We start from the raw sequence: 16,317 nt of genomic DNA, 5'->3' as shown, positions 1-16,317 counted from the left end.
TACGGCTGAGGGCCGCGTCGACATCCGCTGCCAGGTCGCTGGAACGCGCCGCCGGCTCGGCGGAACGATCTGCGGGCGGCGGCGCATCCGCCGGAGGTTCTCCGGCGGCTTCGTTGCCCTTCTGGGCGTCTGCCGCGCTCGGATCCACTACTCGCGAGTCCGCCGGGGTGGCATCGGCCGGGCGGGCAGTGGCGGGCTGCGGCGGATTGGCCGCAGGCGGCCCGGACGCCTCCGGAGCCGGCGGAGGGGAGGCAGGGGCCGGCTCCTTGCGCGCCCCGCAGTCGCGGCAGAGGACTGTTCCGAGGGCCTTGGCGAGGCGGGTGGAGGCACACCGGTCGCAGCGGTCGAGGACCGTGTCCCATTCCGGGGCGGGGCGGCAGGTCGGGCAGACCAGGACCTGCTCGCCGTTGACGACCACACGGTGCCAGGGGCTCGTTCCCCGGACCGGGTCGGTCTGACGAGAGCTGCAGCGGAAACACGGCATGAGGTTCACCGTCCTCGGAGTCCGGCGGGGCACGTGGCCGCATCCGACCTCGCGGGGCTCCCGCACGGGCCCCGCACTGGGCCCGCGGGCCCAGTGCGGTTTCCGTGCGGGAGCCCGACGGAGCAGGATGACCCGCCCGCCGGCTCGTCGGAGCTACAGCGAGGCGAGAGCCTTGAGGTACTCGGCCTGGTCGCGTGCGTCCGGAATGTTGTTGACGACCTTCCAGCGCACCTTGCCCTCCTTGTCGATGATGAAGGTCCCGCGCAGGGAGATGCCCTTCTCCTCGTTGAAGACTCCGTAGGCCTTGGCCACCTCGCCGTGCGGCCAGAAGTCGGCGAGCAGGGGGAACTCGTAGCCCTGCTGGTCGGCCCACACCTTGTGAGCGAAGGCGGAGTCGACGGAGATGGCCAGCACCTGCACGTCGTCGTTCTGGAAGGAGCCCAGGTCGTCCCGGACGGAGCACAGCTCGCCCTGGCAGACGCCGGTGAAGGTCAGCGGGTAGAAAAGGAGCACGACGTTACGGCGGCCCCGGAAGTCTGACAGGGTGACAACCTCGTTGTTCTGGTCCTTCAACGAGAAGTCAGGGGCGACGGCTCCGACGTCGACGGTCACGAGCTCTTCCTCTCGATTGCGGTTAGGTTGCGCGTCCTGGGGTGCTGCTCGACCTCACAGTCTTCGCGACCTGTCGGGTCTCTCCGCCAGCATGCCACCGTGGGAGGCAGCCTTGGCGCCCGCCCGCTGCCGGTGTGCCGGATCCGGGACGTCCGCGCTGCCCTGCCGGCAGCGCCCACCAGTGCGCAGGTCTGGCCGTCCAACGCGGCAGCTCCAGGTCGGTGGGGTGGACCCGCCGCGACGGGGCCCGTGGGCTGCCAGGGCACGAGGGCTTCCCAGAGGCCACATCGACGCACACAACGGCCGATCTGCAGGTTGCCGCACAACCCGGTCCGGGGACACCGATGCGGCCGGGCGAGGTCCGATCGAGGAGGACGGCCAGCCGGTCAGGGGCGGAGAGGCCCACCCACAGGGCTCGAATCCGAAGGGTATCGGGGCAGATACGGAACGCGCATTTCCGGTCAAGGATCCGACAGAAAGGCGCGGGAGCGGGTTTCTGTGACTCCGGTGCCCTAGTCTGACCGGGCAACGGCCACGGTGAACAATCGGGCCGACCAACACGGAAGACAACTGGCACGGAATGCACGTCCGGCCGGTGATCTGGCCTGTGGCCCTGGGGGTCATGGGCGAGTCCGCGGGATGGCTGTCGGTCGCCCACGGACGCCGACAGCAGGGAGGTCGTGACCACCTTGACCAATCAGATGCCACCCCCCAGCCCGCCCGGCTGGGGACCCGGCGGCCAGGGAGGCCCCGGCGGGCCACCGCCTGGGCAGGGCGGCACCTTCGGTTCGTTCCCCGGCGGCCAGCCTGGGCCCGGACCCGGCGGCCCGAGTGGCCCTGGCGGGTACTACGGGGCGGGCGCGCCCGGGCCGGGCGGTCATCCCGCTCCCCCGTATCCGTCGGGCGGAGAGGGTCCGTACCCCCCGCAGCCATACCCCGGCAACCAGACCTATCCGGTACCCCCGGGATACGGACCACCGCCGGTCGGTGCCTCCCCGGTCGGCGCCGGAGTTCTCGGCAAGCGGCGCAACCCGTTCGCGGTCTGGCTCGGTCTCCCGATCATCACGCTGGGCATCTACAGCCTGGTGTGGGTCTACAAGACCAACAAGGAGCTCGCGGCCTACAACCCGCGCATCAAGGTCAATCCGACGCTGTCTGTCCTGGCATTTCTTATTGGTTGGGTTCTGATTGTTCCGCCGTTTGTGGCGACCTGGCGGCTCGGCACGCGGACCCGCGACGCGCAGCGTGCGGCCGGGGTACCGGAGATCAGCCCGGGGCTGGCCATGGTGCTGTGGCTCATCGGCGGTGGCGCTCTCTACCTCCAGTTCGAGATCAACCGGATCTGGAGCCGCTACCCCGGCGCGGTGGAAGGCCAGCAGGTACCGCTGAGCTTCTGAGCCTGTCAACGGCAGAGTCGTCGATCTGTCCGGTGTGACTTCAGCGCTTCGGGAAGCCCCGGGAGGCTTCAGGAGCGATCCCCGGAGTGCTGAAGACCGCGGCGGCCGGCCGTGCCGCAGAGGCCGTGCGGGAGCTCCGCGCGCGGAACGCGCCGTGCCCGCGCCGTCTCGCTGCCGACCGAGCCCGGGCCACGGCGGACATCCATGAGTTCCGCGGGATCCGTGGACGCCTGACCTCACCCGGGCGGGCGAGCCACAACCCGGCCGGACAGCCGATCATCCCGTCTGGCTGGCCCGTAGGAGGCGTTGCCGCTCAGGCCCCGACTCCGCTCTGCCCACCGGCTGGTGGCCCGACGGGTCGCCAAGGCTCGGAGCGAGCGCAGGGGGCGCCCGCGGCCGCTCGCCAGTCGGCTCTAACGGAGGGCCTGAGCCCTACGCCCCTACGACGGGCAGCTGGCGCCGCCGCCCTCCTCGACACCAGACCGCGCGACCAGACCGCGCGCTCACGGCGCCGCACCACCAGGGCCCGGGGCACGCCAGAGCGGATGGCGACGCCGCCGTCGCCATCCCCGGCTGGATGCCAGGCGCTCTCAGCGGTGGCGGACCCGCTGCGACTTGGGCGCTGCCAGCCGCATTCCGGCCCATTCGGCCGCGACGCTGACCGTGCTGGTCTGGACCAGGCCCGCGGTGGGCACGGCGTCGAGGACGTCGCTGGGTTCGACATGGCCCTCGCGACCCGCCTTGGGGGTGAGCAGCCAGATCACGCCTTCCTCGGACAACTGTCTGCGCGCGTCGATGAGGGCGTTGGCAAGATCGCCGTCGTCCTCGCGCCACCAGAGGAGGACGACGTCGATCACGTCGTCGGAGTCCTCCGGAACGAGCTCGGTGCCACTCGCCGTGATGACCGCGTCAAGCAGGTCCTGGGCGATGTCGTCGTCCTCGTTGAGCGACTGGACCAATGTGCCGGCCGCGACTCCCAGACGTTCCGCACGGCGCTGACCCTCGGCGTTCGCCGCGGTCGGACTCACCCTCCGATACCTCCTGCTCGTCTACACGACACCTCGCGGTGGCGAGGCGCCCCGGTCGTGGGCGGACCGGTCGACGACGATCCGCTCTCGCGCCCCGCCGTGGGCCTAGTCCACCGGACCATCCGGTGGGTGCGCAAGTGCCACGCCGGGGGTTGTGGACAAGCAGGGGGATGCCGGCCGTTCCACAACGATCTCCGCTGACACAATCTCGCTACCGTCAGGCCGTTCCGTCAACCCGTGTCGGCAAACCCACCGACATGATGTCACCATCGGCCCAACCTGCGGGTATGTGATGTCCGACCTCTCGGAACCCGTCCGTCCGGCCAGAGGGCTGCCATCAGGCACGACCGGGGCCGCAGCTGTAGCGGCCCGCCACCGGCGGCCGCAGACGGCGGGCCGTCAGCCAGAGAGAAAGGACAACCGGACAGTTCGTTCGAAGTTGTCCACATTCAGGTCGACCAGGGCCACCGACTGCCAGGTGCCGAGGGCGAGCTGGCCGTCCAGGACGGGCACCGTCAGCGAAGGTGGCACGATGGCCGGCATCACGTGTGATCTGCCGTGTCCTCGCGAGCCGTGTGCGTGTCGCCAGCGGTCGTCGGCGGGCAGCAGGGTGGCCAGGGCGGCGAGGAGGTCCTCGTCGCTGCCGGCACCGAGCTCGATGATCGCCACCCCGGCGGTCGCGTGCGGGACGAAGACGGACAGCAGCCCGTCTCCGCGCCCGGCGGCGAACTCCGCGGCCGCGGCCGTGAGGTCGACGATCCGGTCCTGACGTCCGGTGTGCACCGTCATCGTGGTCGTCTCCACGGCGATGTCCTCTCCTTCGCTGCGCGCGTTCGCAGTGCGCGTCCGCTGTGTGGTCTCCCACGCGATCCCCCAATCCAAGGGTGTTTCTTTCGCGTAGTCCGACCGGTCGGATATGTCACACCGGTTGCGCGATAGGCGCACGACGGCATGTCCCCGGCCGGCTCCCCGGATCGGCTCGACGCACACGGTCCGGAGTCGGGCACCGGTCCGGAGCATCCACGACCAGCGACCCCGGACCGGCCCACTCCCATCAGATACGACGCAACGTCGCCACCTCTCGACAGATGGTCATATCGCGGATGTTGATCAGGTGATATGAGGTCACGACGATGCAGTTTTGCTACCGCTCGGTAGGCAGGGCGTGCGTGACGGCCGTGTCGAGACGGAGCACGATAGTGAGAGGGCATCGGCGCAGGAGCTACGGAGAGCAGGAGTTTGGCGTGGCGCAGGACACAACGCGGAAGTTCTCGGTGATCACCGACGGGCTCCCGAGCCAGTTGCCGGACATCGATCCGTCCGAAACCAGCGAATGGCTCGAGTCCCTCGACGCCGTCATCGAGGAGTCCGGGCGGGGCCGGGCACGGTTCCTCATGCTCAAACTCCTCGAGCGTGCACGAGAGAAGGCCGTCGGTGTACCCGGCCTGACCAGTACGGACTTCCTCAACACGATCCCGCCCGAGCGGGAGCCCTGGTTCCCGGGCGACGAACACGTGGAGCGGCGCATCCGCGCCTACATCCGGTGGAACGCCGCCATCATGGTGAGCCGCGCAAACCGGCCCGAATACAACGTCGGCGGCCACATCGCGACATATGCGTCGAGCGCCAGCCTGTACGAGGTCGGCTTCAACCACTTCTTCCGCGGCAAGGATCACCTGACCTCCTCACCCGGCAGCGACTCCGGCGACCAGATCTTCATCCAGGGTCACGCCTCGCCCGGCATCTACGCGCGGGCGTTCCTCGAGGGCCGCCTCACCGAGGCGCAGCTGGACGCGTTCCGCCGCGAGGGCGAGCCGGGCGGGCTGTCGTCCTACCCGCACCCGCGCCTGATGCCGGAGTTCTGGGAGTTCCCCACGGTGTCGATGGGGCTGGGCCCGATCGACGCGATCTACCAGGCACGCTTCAACCGCTACCTGCTCAACCGCCAGATCAAGGACACCTCCCGCAGCAAGGTGTGGGCCTTCCTCGGCGACGGCGAGATGGACGAGCCCGAGTCGATCGGCGCGCTCGGCGTCGCCGCCCGCGAGGAGCTCGACAACCTCATCTTCGTGGTCAACTGCAACCTGCAGCGGCTGGACGGCCCGGTCCGCGGCAACGGCAAGATCATGCAGGAGCTGGAGTCGCTGTTCCGGGGCGCCGGCTGGAACGTCATCAAGGTCGTCTGGGGCCGCGACTGGGACCCCCTGCTCGCCAAGGACACCGACGGCGTCCTCGTCCACCGGATGAACACGACTCCGGACGGGCAGTTCCAGACGTACTCGACGTCGTCGGGCGACTACATCCGGGAGCACTTCTTCGGTTCGGACGCCCGCCTGCGCCGCATGGTCGCCGACCTCGGCGACGACGACCTGCGCAAGCTCTCCCGCGGCGGCCACGACTACCGCAAGCTCTACGCGGCCTACAAGGCGGCCACCGAGCACACCGGCCAGCCCACGGTGATCCTCGCCCACACGATCAAGGGCTGGACACTGGGCAAGGACTTCGAGGGCCGCAACGCCACGCACCAGATGAAGAAGCTCTCGAAGGCGGAGCTGAAGGAGCTGCGCGACCGTCTCTACCTCGAGATCCCGGACTCCGCCCTCGACGGGAACCTGCCCCCGTACTACCGCCCGAGCGCGGACTCCGAGGAGATCCAGTACATGCGGGAGCGCCGGGCCACGCTCGGCGGGTCGATCCCCCGCCGAGTGATGCGCGCCCGCCCACTCGCGCAGCCGCCGAAGTCCATCTTCGACGAGCTGCGGCGTGGTTCGGGCAAGCAGCCGGTGGCGACCACGATGGCCTTCGTCCGGCTGCTCAAGGACCTGATGAAGACCAAGGAGATGGGCACCCGCTTCGTGCCCGTCATCCCGGACGAGGCACGCACGTTCGGGATGGACGCGATGTTCCCCACGGCGAAGATCTACTCGCCGCACGGGCAGCGCTACGAGGCCGTGGACCGGGAGCTGCTGCTGTCCTACCGGGAGTCCGAGACCGGGCAGATGCTGCACGAGGGCATCAGCGAGGCCGGGTCGATGGGCTCGGTGATCGCTGCCGCCTCCGCGTACGCCACGCACGGCCAGCACATGATCCCGGTCTACGTCTTCTACTCGATGTTCGGTTTCCAGCGGACCGGCGACCAGATGTGGGCCCTGGGCGACCAGCTCGGCCGGGGGTTCCTCCTCGGTGCCACCGCGGGGCGCACCACGCTCAACGGTGAGGGCCTGCAGCACCAGGACGGGCACTCCCTGCTGCTCGCGTCCACGAACCCCGCCTGCGTCTCCTACGACCCGGCGTTCGCCTTCGAGATCTCGCACATCGTCCGGGACGCGCTCGACCGGATGTACGGCGAGCGGGACGAGAACGTCTTCTACTACCTGACCGTCTACAACGAGCCGGTCCCCCAGCCGGCCGAGCCGGCGGGGCTCGACCCGGCACAGATCCTGGCCGGTATGTACCGCTTCCGCACCGCGGACGCCCTCACCGGCGGCGACGAGGGGTCGGCCGGCGCGCCGAGCGACACGTCCACGCCACGGGCACAGCTGCTCGCCAGCGGCACGGGGATGCGGTGGGCGTTGTCCGCCCAGGAGATGCTGGCCGCCGACTACGGGGTCGCCGCCGACGTGTGGTCGGTGACGTCCTGGAACGAGCTGCGCCGGGAGGCGCTCGGCTGCGAACGACACAACCTGCTCCGCCCCGAGGAGCCGGCCGCGGTGCCGTATGTCAGCCAGATCCTCGCCGGGGCGCCGGGCCCGGTCGTCGCGGTCTCCGACTGGATGCGGGCCGTGCCGGACCAGATCTCCCGGTGGGTGCCGCAGGTCTACACCTCACTGGGCACGGACGGTTTCGGCCGGTCCGACACCCGGGCCGCGCTGCGGCGTCACTTCAACGTCGACGCCGAGTCGGTCGTCGTCGCGACCCTGGAGGCGCTGGCCCGTTCGGGCGAGGTCGAGCAGGCCGTGGTGGACGACGCGATCCGCCGCTACGGACTGCGCAAGGACGGCGCGGGTGAGGTCACGGTCGACGCCGCAGTGGAGGACGACGAGCCGGCCGTCGCCGGCTGACAACACACTCTCCGGCCGTCATCCACCCGAACACACCCGTCATACGCCCGCCGCGGGAGCGCGGCGGGCGCGTGACGGGCACGCCCGTGGGGGGGTGACGGCACTCCCTGCCGGTACCGGGCCGCTTCCTCACCGCGACCGCCCGCGGCACGGTCGCCCTCGTGCGGAGGACCGATCTCGACCCCGGGTGGTGACCCCGGCCGGTTGCGGCATGGGGCCACGACCCACTCGGCACCTTCCGGCACGCAGCGTAACCAAACACGTTCACCACGCTCCGCATTCACCGTGCTCCCGTCGTACACCGGCTAGCATCTGCACACCAACGATGCCACCAGCCCGGCGCTCCCTGTGACAAGCTGTCACCGACAATCGGTTCCGGATCGTCACCGGCGACACTATTGTCTCGGGAGTGACATCTACGGCCAACGGCCACGCGACGCAGTCACGCGTGAGCCGGCGGTCCGCGAGAAGCCGCGGGGCCTGCCCCGCGGTGCAGTGCCAGCCGCGCCACGGCACCGCCCTCACCGAGGGCAGGTGACCGGCCGGCGCGTGGTGCCCCCTGTGTCCGGTGCACCCGCGCGGTTCAACGCCGGCTCAGACACATCGCGGCCCGGTCGCCACGAGATCAAGGAGGAGCACGTGTCGCGTGTCCCGAGGAGCACCGGTCCGGTCGCCTTTCCGGGGGCCACCCGCCAGCCGGGCCGGCAGGCATGATCCTCCGGGCTCGCCGCATCGATCGGCTCGAGGAGCACCCGAACCTCCGCGGGATCCTCGGCATCCTCGCCCAGCTGGTGCACACCACGGACAGCGAGCTGGTGTCGCTCGCCGCGATGTGGCGTAACTCCGGCCAGCTCGCCTCCGCCCGGGACAAGGCCCTCGCGCCGGACTCTCCGCTCGTCGTGGAGGTCCTCGCCGCCTTCGACGCGCTCTCCGCGATCTACGCCGACGATCTGGCCGGCGCGGAGTTCGTCACCCTCGATCCCGCGATCACCTCCACCGCGCTGCGGGCGATGCGCGACGCACTCGCGGGTGCCTACGCCAAGCCGATCCTCAACCGCTCGGAGTACACCGCCCTCCTGCGGCCCTGGCGGACGGTCTACCCCCGGGTCCGTTCGCACGAACCTGATCTGGGGCCGGCGGCCGCCGATGTGAAGCGGGTCCTGGCGACCCTGCCGCGGCTGGCCCGCCGCTGCCACGACCCGGCCAGCCTCGAGGTGTTCGACGGCCTGCTGACGACCGTCCTCACCCGGGACGACGAGGCCCACCAGGTGGCGATGGAGCGGGCCTTCGACAGCGCCGTCCTGACCGGCCGGCGGCGGGTGTGGACCCTGGTCCGCCGCAGTGCCGCCGAGGGCTTCTGGCGGCTGTGCCCGGCGTGCCGCCGGCTGGCGACCGCCCCCGACTCGCTGTCGGACGAGCGGGTGATGGAGCTCTGCGCCGACCTGGCCTGCGCGCTGCTCGTCGAGGACCTGCTCGACCCACAGGTCTTCGCCCAGCTCACCACCCCGCTGCGGGCACTGATACCGCTTCAGGGCGCCTCAGGAGGCTGACGGCAGGCCCCTGGGCCCGCCGGGGCCCCCGCCTGCCGTCAGGCCGGCCGGTAGACCACCAGGCGGGCCGTGCTGGTGGTGACCGCGATCCGGCGGATGCCCTCCGAGACCTCGCCGTCGCTCGCGAACGGCAGCGGCGCGGCCTGACTGGACGAGATCCGCACCCGCTCCACCGTGCGCTGCTCGTAAACACGCGACCGGCCGAGCCGCCCCGTCAGGACGGCGCCGACGAGCCGCAGCCGGGCCAGCGGAGCGTCCGCGTCGACCACCCGCAGGTCGAGCAGGCTCTCGTCGAGACGGGTCCGGTAGGTCGGAGCGAAGCCGTCGGGCAGGTAGCGGCCGTTACCGACGAAGATCAGCCATACCCGCCGGGCCTCCCCGTCGATCTCCGCCTCGAAGGGCGAGTCGTTCCAGAGAACCCAGCTCAGCGCGAGCAGCATCGCCGGCCACTTGCCGATGCGGCGTTCGAACCGTTCCCGGACCCGCACCATGTCCGGGTAGCCGCCGAGGCTCGCCGTGTTCACGAAGACCCGGCCGAAACGGGCCCCGCCGGCCCCGAGCCCGTCCACCTGGCCCAGGTCCATCGCGACGGCGGTGCCTTCCCGCACCGCCTTGACGGTGTCCCCCGGCCCGGCCAGGCCGATGTCGGCGGCGAAGTGGTTCAGAGTGCCGGCGGGGAACACCGCGAGCGGCAGGCCCCGGGCGAGCGCCACCGAGGCGGCGGCGCTGATCGTGCCGTCACCGCCGGCGACCCCGAGCACCCGGCTGTGCCCGGCGACGCGATCGAGGGCGGCGCCGACGTCCTCGCCGGGGCCGACCTCGACGACCTGGGCGCCCGGCAGGTCGGCCCGCAGGACGGCGACGAGGTCGTCGTGGTGGCCTGCCCCGGAGCGGGAGTTGACGACCACACCGAGACCCGTCCCGTCCGGCAGCTCGGGAGCCCAGGCCGACGCCGGCCTGGCCCGGGCCGGGGTCCAGGGGCGCCGCGGCATGATCTTCGTGGTGAGCAGGCCGGCGCCGACCCCCAGCGCGGCGCCGGCCATCACGTCACCCGGGTAGTGGACACCCACGTAGACCCGCGAGAACGCGACAGCCGACGCCAGCGCGGCGACCGGCAGCGCGACACCGGGCGAGTCCAGCGCGACACCGGTGGCGAAGGCCGCGGCGGACGCCGCATGCCCCGACGGGAACGAGAAGGTCGTCAGGTCACGGCCGAGCCGGCGCAGCGGCGGGATGCCGTGGGTGGGCGGCCGGTCCCGGCGGAACAGCAGCTTGGCGGGACCGTTGGCGGCGGCGCTGGCGATTCCGAGTGCCATGAGGCCGCGCATCGCGGCCGGGCGCCGGCGGCCCTTCGACGCGCCCAGCGCACCCGCCACACCCCACCAGAGCAGCCCGTGGTCGGCGGCGTGGGAGAGCCGGGGCAGCAGCGGGTCGACCAGGGGCCGGGCACCCGCGATCGAGGAGAACATCGCGCGGTCGACGGCGGTGCAGGCCCGCACGAACCGCCGGGCGAGCTCGACGTCGTGCCGCATCAGGAACCGTGCGACGCCGGCGGTCGCTGACGTGTCGCGCGGCGAAACGGGGACACGGTCGAGCAGGAGCGGGAGGTCCTCGCGAAGACGCGGGACGCGGTCGCGAAGAGAGGGTCGCGGAATCCGTCGCGGGGACGTCACGCCGGAACCGTACCCGTTTGCCCGGTACAAACCGACCTTCCGCGCTGCGGCGGACCCACCGGCGGTCCGACGACGCCGCCGGACCAGCCCGCGCCGGACCAGCCTGGACCGGATCAGCCTGGACCGGCGCAGGTCAGACCGGTGTCGGTGTGGCCGCGGCCGAACGCCGCGGCGCGGGGGGCCGCGGGACGCATCCCGGTCGCGGCAGGGGCCGCCGGGGCTCCACCGTGCGGCCGGTGGGCAGGATCTCCCCGGTGTCCTCGAAGAGGATCACACCGTTGCAGAGGAGGCTCCAGCCCTGGTCGCAGTGCCGGTTGGTGACCACCGCCGCGTCGTGATCGGCGCTGTCCGCAGCCGGGCACGGCGGGTCGTGAGGGCACCGCCGACGTCCGGCGGAAGGAGCGGAGGAGGGGTCGCCGGACGGCTCTCCGCCCAGCGCTGGCGCCGGCGTGACCGGGGCCTGGTCGAAAACACTTCCTTGGTGCACGAGCACCAGAGGCTACGCCTCTCCGTTAGGCGCGTCACACGGGGGCGCCTGTGGGCCCACCGGCGTGTCACAGCCCAGGAGCCCGTAGAGGCTCCGGGGTGGCCGCCCGTTGCGCCCGGGTGTATCTCGGCGTGGCCGCCACCGACGGCGATCGCTCGCCGCCGCGGCACATCGGTAGATTGCAGCCCGACGCCGAGCGTTCGGCCTGCCTGGACCGCAGGATTGGTCCGGACGAGGACTGCACGCCACGCCGGGTGAAAGCCACAACGGACGAAGGCCGCTCAGTTCCCCACGTGCCCACCTCGACCAGCCGGGGAAACCAGGCCGGCGCGGGGTCGGGCCACGGGTCCGGCCGCCGTCCTGTCTGCTCCAGGCCTGTGGGGGGTCACGCATGGTGAACGACTGGCGTACCGCCGGCGTCGTTGGCACGAGCACTGACGACGCAGGCTCCGGCAGCACGGGCTCCGGCAGCACGGGCTCCGCCGCCACGCTCCCGCAGGCCGTCGGCTGGCCGGAGGTCTCCGTCGTCATGCCGTGTCTCAACGAGGCCGGGTCCGTCGGCATCTGCGTCGGCAAGGCGCTGGCGGGTCTGTCCGCGGCCGGGGTCGCCGGTGAGGTCGTCGTCGTGGACAACGGGTCGACGGACGGGTCGGCCGCCATCGCGACGGCGGCCGGCGCGCGGGTCGTGGCCGAGTCCAGGCGCGGCTACGGCAACGCCTATCTGGCCGGTTTCGCGGCCGCGCGGGGTCGTTTCCTGGTCATGGGCGACGCGGACGACACCTACGACTTCGCCGATCTCGGCGCCCTGCTCGCGCCGCTGCGCGCCGGCCAGGCCGACTACGTGCTGGGCTCCCGGTTCGCCGGGGAGATTCTCCCCGGGGCGATGCCGTGGCTGCACCGGTACGTGGGCAACCCGGTCCTGACCGGCATCCTCAACCGGCTGTTCGACGTCCGCTCGTCCGACGCCCATTCGGGCATGCGCGCCTTCACGACGGACGCCTACCGGCGGATGCAGCTGCGCTGCGAGGGCATGGAACTGGCCTCCGAGCTCGTCATCGCCGCCGGGCGGGCCGATCTGCGGATCGAGGAGGTGCCGATCACCTACCATCCGCGGGTCGGCGCCTCCAAGCTTCACTCGCTGCGCGACGGCTGGCGCCACCTGCGGTTCATGCTGCTGCTGGCGCCGCGTCACCTCTTCGTGCTGCCCGGCCTCGTCCTGCTGGGATTGGGCGCCGTCGGCCAGCTGGCGCTCCTGCCCGGTTCGCTGGATCTCGGGTTTCACCGCCTTGACCTGCATTTTTCGGTGCTGTTCGCCCTGTTCACCATCCTCGGCTGGCAGCTGGTGCTGCTCGGCGTGTTCGCGGACGTCCACAACCATGCGGCGGGGTGGCAGGAACGCCGCCGTTGGCCGCTGACGTCCATTCACCGGCGTTTCACCCTGGAACGCGGGCTCGCACTCGGCGCCGTCCTGTTCACCGCCGGTCTGGCGATCGACGGCTTCGTCCTGGCGCGGTGGCTCGCGAACGCGATGGGGCCGCTCAACGAGCTGCGACCGGCCTTGTTGGCGATGTCCCTGATGGTGCTCGGGGCGCAGACGGCCTTCGGCTCGTTCTTCCTGCGGCTGGTGACCGCGGGGCCGAGCGGCGGGCACGGCCGCTCCGGCTGGACGCCAGGGGCCGCGGCGGCAGCCACTGGCGCGGCACCCACCTGCGGGTCCTCCTGGCCCGTGGGCGGCAGTGCCACCCCCGGCACCGATCAGGCCACGGAAGGCGACGCCGCGACGCCCGGCCGGCCCCGGCCGGGGGCGGCGGCGGTGCCAGACGAGACCGCCTCTCCGGCCGGAGAGGCGGCCGCCCGAGGCCAGAGCGGCGGCCGGAGCGGCGCGGATGCTCCGGCCCCCGCGGGGCCGCCGGGCACCCCGCTCGGAATTCCCGCGCACCAGCACTGACGACGCGGATCGGTGAACAACGTGATCCACACACACAATCGGGGGCCCGAAGGGGACCATTCGGACAATTTCCGGGATGGATCGTGGACCATGGTTCCTGTGAAGGCACCAGGACAGGCCGGCGCCTCCGGCTCACTCGCGGCTCCCGAGGCTCCCGGCGGCATCGGGCGGCCCGACGACCATGCGCACCCGGCGGCCGGGGGACCCGTGAGTCTCGCCGGGACGCACCGTGCCCGGCCGGATCAGGTACCCGGAAGGGCGGGGCGCGCCGAGCCCTCCGATGCGCCGGCGCCGGGTCCCGCCGCGACTGCCCCGGGATCCGGGCGCGCGGCCCGTTCCCGGGGCCCCGGGAAGGTGGCGGAGACGGACCGGGCGCGTTCCGCCGACGGACGGTCCTCCTTCCTCGTCCGGCATGCCATGTTCGGAGTCCTGCTGGTGGTCGGCGTGGCGCTGCGCCTCGCCGCCGTTGTCGGCTTCCGGCCGGCATTCGAGTTCAGCGGCGACTCATACGCCTACATCCGGTTGTCCGAGCTGTCAGAACCCGACCCGATGCGCCCGGCGGGCTATCCGGCGTTCCTGCGGGTGCTGGTCGAGGCCGGTGCGGACCTGTGGGTCGTGCCCGTCGTGCAGCACCTGCTGGGACTCCTGCTGGCGACCGCCCTCTACGCGCTGCTCGTCCACCGCCGGGTCGCGGCCCCGATCGCCGCGGTCGCCGCGGCTCCGCTCCTGCTCGACGCCTACCAGGTGGTCATCGAGCACTTCGTGATGGCCGAGACGGTCTTCGCGGCCCTCCTCGTCGCCGCCATCGTTGCTCTGATGTGGTCCAAACGCCCGTCGGTCTGGGCACTCGCCCTCGCCGGCCTGCTCCTCGGCGCCTCCGGCCTGGTGCGCACGATCGGCGTGGCGCTCGGCCTGCTCGCCTTCGGCTACGTCGTCGCGCGACGGCTCGGCTGGCTGCGGGTCTCGGTGTTCGGCGTCTTCCTCGCGGCCCCGCTGATCGCCTACGCCTCCTGGTTCAGCACCGCGCACGGCAGCTTCGGACTGACCGGCGGTGACGCCGCCTGGTTGTACGGGCGGGTCGCCCCCATCGCCGACTGCACGAAACTCGACCTGCGGCCCGAGCAGCTCGCCCTGTGCTCACCGCATCCGGTCGGCGAACGACCCGACCCGAGCTACTACGTCTGGGATCGCAACAGCCCCGCCAACCGGCTCGGCGTCTCCGCCGCCGAACGGGAGGAACTACTCAGGGACTTCGCCCGGCAGGTCATCACCGCGCAGCCCACCGACTACCTGAACACGGTCGGCACGGACATCGCGCACTTCTTCCGGCCCGGGCGCCCCGTCGGACCCCAGGACTGGCCCGACGCCACCTGGCGGTTCCCCACCGACAACGAACCCCGGTACCTGCACAACAGCGAGCCACTGCTGGGCCTGCAGGGCGAGGCCGACCGGCCCGCGCGCACCTTCGAGGAGCCGTGGGCCGGCGTCCTGCGTTCGTACCAGACCCGCGGCTACACCCCGGGCCCCGCGCTGGCTGCCGCCGCCGGGCTGGGCCTGCTGGCCTGTCTGGCCGCGCTGCCGCGCATCGTCCCCGCCGGCCTGCGCGGCGGGGACGGGCGCGCACGGTGGCACGACCTGACCTCCGAGCGCCGCCGGACCGGCCTGGACTGCCTGTTCCTGGTCGCGGCGGGCGCGGCGGTGGTCGTGATCCCCGCCGCGACCGTCTGCTTCGACTACCGGTACATGCTGCCGCTGCTGTTCCTGCTGCCGCCGGCAGCGGCCCTCGCGACGCGCCAGGGCCAGCTGCTGGTCCTGGCCTGGCGCGAACGCCGCACCGCCGCGGAGACGCCGTGGCGCCTGTCGCCGGGTACCGCGCCCGACGACCGCGCCACCCCCGATGCGCCGTTCCGCCTTGATGATCCGTTCCCGCCCGCGGGAACGTCGCCGGCAGCCGGCTCCGCCGGCTGGCCCGGTACGGTCCGCCCCCCCGGCCCACCCGGCCCACCCGGCCCACCCGCCGCCGGCGCGGCCGGCGCGGCCGGCTCCTTCGACGCCGACCCGCCGACGATTCCCGGGGAGCCGGTCGACGACCACCCCACCGAGCCGCCGGTCGAGACCGGGCCGCCGGCTCCCCCACCCGCCTCCGGTACCCGTCCCACCTCCAGTACCCGTTCCGGCCCGGGCGCACGTTCTGGTCCCGGGCCGCAGCAGCCGGAGGTACGTCCGCGTGCCCGCCGGACCCCGGCGGGCACGGGCGGCCCTGCGGCGGGTGTGGGGCCCGCCGGGCTGCCGAAGCGGCCTCCCGGCGTCACCTACGAGGCCAGGGAACGCCGTCGCCGGCCGGCCGGCGACGGCACCTCCGGCCAGGGCCCGACGGCCCCCGTGCCCGCCCGGCCGACACGGCCCCCGGTGAGTCGCGGCCCGGATGCCCGGATGCCGACGCCGGCCGCCCGGCCGTCCACACCCGAGACCCGTTCCGGCGGGAGCGCCGAGCGGGCGAGGCCCCGCCGATCCCCCGGGGCAGCCGGGAGCCAGCCGCCCGGCCGGCAGGACGGCTGGGATCAGCCCACCACGCCCCGGGACGACAGCGGAGGCGGAGAACAGCCGGCAGCGGGCGGCCAGCCGGCATCCGGCTGACACCGGCTCAGTACCAGGCGAGGAGGCGCGGGCCCTCGATCCGCGGGCACGCGTCGACGACCACGTCCAGGCCAGCCTCACGGGCCCTGGCCTGGGCGGCCTCGTCGCGGACGCCGAGCTGCGTCCACACCGCGCCCGCGCCGATCTTCACCGCCTCGTCGATCACCGGGCCCACCAGGTCGGACCGGACGAACAGGTCCACCACGTCGACCGGGAAAGGGATGTCGCGCAGCGTCGGATAGCCCTGTTCACCGTCGATGACCGGTGCCGACGGATGGACCGGGATCGTCCGCCTGCCGTGCCGGCGCAGGTAGGCGGCGACGCCGTGGGCCGCACGCGCGGTGTTCTCCGACAGCCCGACCACTGCCCAGACCCTGGTGTCGGCGAGGACCCTGCGGACGACCTCGTCCGTGTTCTCCGTCATGGACGGTGTCAACCCG

At 72.4% G+C, this 16,317-nt stretch carries 11 protein-coding genes; 5 read left to right on the top strand and 6 right to left on the bottom strand.

Annotated elements, in window-relative coordinates; translation table 11 throughout:
* Nucleotides 1-637 precede the first annotated feature (637 nt).
* On the bottom strand, nucleotides 638-1,096 hold the full coding sequence (locus B207_RS0107395; RefSeq protein WP_018635884.1) for a peroxiredoxin: 459 nt from the start codon (nucleotides 1,094-1,096) through the stop codon (nucleotides 638-640).
* Between the two features lie 680 nt (nucleotides 1,097-1,776).
* Here B207_RS0107395 and B207_RS0107390 point away from each other — a divergent pair.
* Nucleotides 1,777-2,493 (top strand): DUF4234 domain-containing protein, encoded by a 717-nt coding sequence (locus B207_RS0107390; protein WP_026310789.1) that lies wholly within the window; start codon nucleotides 1,777-1,779, stop codon nucleotides 2,491-2,493.
* Nucleotides 2,494-3,083: 590 nt separating this feature from the next.
* Here B207_RS0107390 and B207_RS0107385 read toward each other — a convergent pair.
* A complete protein-coding gene (locus B207_RS0107385; RefSeq protein WP_018635882.1) occupies nucleotides 3,084-3,521 on the bottom strand; it encodes a DUF3052 domain-containing protein in 438 nt (145 codons plus the stop codon).
* A 399-nt stretch (nucleotides 3,522-3,920) separates the two neighbouring features.
* Complete coding sequence (locus tag B207_RS0107380) at nucleotides 3,921-4,310, bottom strand: YjbQ family protein (RefSeq protein ID WP_035740239.1); 390 nt, start codon at nucleotides 4,308-4,310, stop codon at nucleotides 3,921-3,923.
* 455 nt (nucleotides 4,311-4,765) lie between these two features.
* On the opposite strand from B207_RS0107380, the gene aceE reads away from it, so the two are divergent.
* Nucleotides 4,766-7,582, top strand: a complete 2,817-nt coding sequence (gene aceE, locus B207_RS0107375) for a pyruvate dehydrogenase (acetyl-transferring), homodimeric type (RefSeq protein ID WP_018635880.1) — start codon at nucleotides 4,766-4,768, stop codon at nucleotides 7,580-7,582.
* Nucleotides 7,583-8,292: 710 nt separating this feature from the next.
* Nucleotides 8,293-9,132, top strand: a complete 840-nt coding sequence (locus B207_RS0107370; RefSeq protein WP_018635879.1) for a hypothetical protein — start codon at nucleotides 8,293-8,295, stop codon at nucleotides 9,130-9,132.
* A 38-nt stretch (nucleotides 9,133-9,170) separates the two neighbouring features.
* On the opposite strand, the gene B207_RS0107365 is transcribed toward B207_RS0107370, so the two are convergent.
* Together B207_RS0107365 and B207_RS42275 are read right to left on the bottom strand one after the other, a co-directional pair.
* Entirely contained in the window at nucleotides 9,171-10,664 is a 1,494-nt protein-coding gene (locus B207_RS0107365) for a bifunctional phosphatase PAP2/diacylglycerol kinase family protein (protein ID WP_154675194.1), read from the bottom strand.
* A gap of 274 nt (nucleotides 10,665-10,938) precedes the next feature.
* Nucleotides 10,939-11,292 (bottom strand): DUF5999 family protein, encoded by a 354-nt coding sequence (locus B207_RS42275; protein ID WP_268258194.1) that lies wholly within the window; start codon nucleotides 11,290-11,292, stop codon nucleotides 10,939-10,941.
* Nucleotides 11,293-11,683: 391 nt separating this feature from the next.
* Between B207_RS42275 and B207_RS0107355 the strand changes: the two genes are divergently transcribed.
* Together B207_RS0107355 and B207_RS0107350 are read left to right on the top strand one after the other, a co-directional pair.
* The gene (locus B207_RS0107355; RefSeq protein ID WP_018635876.1) at nucleotides 11,684-13,240 is read left to right on the top strand and encodes a glycosyltransferase family 2 protein; all 1,557 of its coding nucleotides are present in this window, start codon (nucleotides 11,684-11,686) and stop codon (nucleotides 13,238-13,240) included.
* Between the two features lie 354 nt (nucleotides 13,241-13,594).
* Nucleotides 13,595-15,877, top strand: a complete 2,283-nt coding sequence (locus B207_RS0107350) for a hypothetical protein (protein ID WP_018635875.1) — start codon at nucleotides 13,595-13,597, stop codon at nucleotides 15,875-15,877.
* A 7-nt stretch (nucleotides 15,878-15,884) separates the two neighbouring features.
* Here the strand turns inward: B207_RS0107350 and B207_RS0107345 are convergent, their stop codons facing one another.
* On the bottom strand, nucleotides 15,885-16,301 hold the full coding sequence (locus tag B207_RS0107345; protein WP_018635874.1) for a CoA-binding protein: 417 nt from the start codon (nucleotides 16,299-16,301) through the stop codon (nucleotides 15,885-15,887).
* Nucleotides 16,302-16,317 lie beyond the last annotated feature (16 nt).

This window comes from Parafrankia elaeagni (assembly GCF_000374165.1).
In the GTDB taxonomy this organism is placed as follows: Bacteria; Actinomycetota; Actinomycetes; order Frankiales; family Frankiaceae; genus Parafrankia; species Parafrankia elaeagni.
The sequence above is the reverse complement of the archived record's forward strand: the minus strand, read 5'-3'. Positions and strand labels throughout refer to the sequence as shown.

What these genes read in the sequence shown, in the direction of transcription:
- B207_RS0107380 (WP_035740239.1), bottom strand. Translation starts at nt 4,310, where the DNA reads ATGACGGTGCACACCGGACGTCAGGACCGGATCGTCGACCTCACGGCC.
- B207_RS0107370 (WP_018635879.1), top strand. Translation starts at nt 8,293, where the DNA reads ATGATCCTCCGGGCTCGCCGCATCGATCGGCTCGAGGAGCACCCGAAC.
- B207_RS0107365 (WP_154675194.1), bottom strand. Translation starts at nt 10,664, where the DNA reads ATGCGGCACGACGTCGAGCTCGCCCGGCGGTTCGTGCGGGCCTGCACC.
- B207_RS0107355 (WP_018635876.1), top strand. Translation starts at nt 11,684, where the DNA reads ATGGTGAACGACTGGCGTACCGCCGGCGTCGTTGGCACGAGCACTGAC.
- B207_RS0107345 (WP_018635874.1), bottom strand. Translation starts at nt 16,301, where the DNA reads ATGACGGAGAACACGGACGAGGTCGTCCGCAGGGTCCTCGCCGACACC.